The organism is Trichococcus sp., assembly GCF_049589555.1.
Taxonomy (GTDB): Bacteria; Bacillota; Bacilli; order Lactobacillales; family Aerococcaceae; genus Trichococcus.
In genome coordinates, this window is sequence record NZ_JBAWAZ010000257.1 from 1 (window position 1) to 1,831 (window position 1,831).

Sequence of the window (1,831 nt, forward strand, 5' to 3'; positions counted from 1 at the left end):
CTGCAGCCATCGATGTCATCGCAAAAGCCGGTTTCGATCCGGAATACGGCGCACGTCCGATCAGACGCGCGATCCAAAAAGAAATCGAAGACAAATTGAGTGAAGAAATGTTGAGCGGCTTTATCAAGTTCGGCGATACCGTCACGATTGGCGCCCAAAAAGGCAGCATCCGGATTTCCGTGAAGCCCGCCAAGGCGGAAAACAAAGACAAAAAAATTCCGGTAAATTCTTAAGAGCAGCAGGTCCTCATTTGGCAGACAGGGTTATTGTTCGGCTATCGCTACCGTTTGTGCTAAAATATAGTTACAGAAGTTAGAGGAGGGAACAAATAAAATGAAGAATTCCAAAAAGGCATTGTTGATCGGTTTGGGTGCTACAGCAGCGATTGCGGCGATTGCAGCAGCCTTGGCATACGAGGAAGAAGCAGTGGACAAGATCGGCTCCTATTTGAACCGTCAACGCATGAAGAACTTCGTGAAGGACCATCTGAAAGGCAGCCAAAAGCTTTTACGGGCAATCGAGGATTTGACGGATGATGAGATCGACGGCTTCCTGCGTGTGGTGGACAGAGCAGGCGATTGGAAAGAATCAGCAATGGACCTATTCTCTGATTTAAAGGACAAAGCTGGCGATGTAAAAGACAACGTAGGCGACAAGTTTCATAGATAAGAATGTTGAAATAAGGATTGTCTCTTTTGCAGACAATCCTTGTTTATTTGCGTTTATACTGCCGGATGTCCGATAAATGGGAAGAATCGGACAACCGTGGTCCAAATGCATAGGCGGATGTCCGATAAGCGGGAAGAATCGGACAACTGGAGTCCGATTGTATAGTCGGATGTCCGATAAGCGGGAAGAATCGGACAGCTAGAGTCCGAATGCATAGCCGGTTGTCCAATAAGCGGGAAGAATCGGACAACCGGAACTACGGCATCCCATTCCTTTCTCCATGGGGGACCAATTAATACTTTTTCCCGTAAGCAACGTGCTTTAAAAAGAGAAAACGGCTGTCCCGAATGCGGGACAGCCGTTTTTTAGTTGTTGGGCGTTACGGGCAGTACAGTAATAGCGAGGTAAGCCAAGGCGAGGTCATCCATGCTCTTCAAGGCCAGGCCAGTCGCATCAAAAAAGCGATCGATCCGGTACTGGAGAGTGTTGCGGTGCAGATAAAGGTCGGCTGCCGCTTTCGACAGGTTTCCTTGGTTTTGCCACATGGCCGTGATCAGTTCGTGTGTGCCGTCGATGGAATTGATCGCGGTCTGCAAGGCTTGCAGCACTAGATTCTGGTTCCCTGATTCCGAGATGAAATATGGAAGCGCGATGGCGGCAAGCGTTATGATCTTGCTGCCTTTGGCTATCGTTCGGCTGGCCGCGAATATTTTCCTTTCCTCTTCGAAAAGGAGCGGCAGGCGGGCATCGACAGGCCAGCGTTGGCCCAGATACAAGTCGGTCCGCAAGCTGAAGTCGTCATCCAGAATATCAAGCACCGCCGCCAATTCCTCATCGATGCAGTAGGGTTCCGGGCTGTCGAGAATGAAGACACCGCTTTTGCCGTTCAAAAAGAAGCATTCGCGGACAAGCGGCAATGTCTGGCTGAAGGCATCGAGCCACAGTGTCTGATCGAAAGACCCGGCGTCCTCTTCTCGGTACGAGAGTCTGAATTGGAGTAGTTGGGTCTGCGCCAGTCCGGTCGGAATTTCGGTCGTCTGGCCCAACAGAAACTGGGCCCAAGGATTCTTCGGGATGTCGGATGTCGTCTTGGCCTCGTTTAGCAGCAACTGCTTCAAAAGGGCTTTTTCGCGTCCGCTCAGCGTATGTTCAGGGATATGCA

Annotated in this window: 3 protein-coding genes; 2 read left to right on the forward strand and 1 reads right to left on the reverse strand. The window is 50.4% G+C overall.

Translation table 11 applies throughout. The annotated features are described in order from the left end of the window. Together WBV27_RS09365 and WBV27_RS09370 are read left to right on the forward strand one after the other, a co-directional pair. Positions 1 to 233: hypothetical protein (locus WBV27_RS09365; protein WP_424201467.1), on the forward strand; the 233-nt coding region annotated here is incomplete at its 5' end. A 100-nt stretch (positions 234 to 333) separates the two neighbouring features. Further along, on the forward strand, positions 334 to 669 hold the full coding sequence (locus tag WBV27_RS09370; protein WP_424201469.1) for a hypothetical protein: 336 nt from the start codon (positions 334 to 336) through the stop codon (positions 667 to 669). Between the two features lie 365 nt (positions 670 to 1,034). Here WBV27_RS09370 and WBV27_RS09375 read toward each other — a convergent pair. Next, positions 1,035 to 1,831, reverse strand: a 797-nt coding sequence (locus tag WBV27_RS09375; RefSeq protein WP_424201470.1) for a helix-turn-helix domain-containing protein, incomplete at its 5' end; no start/stop codon positions are given.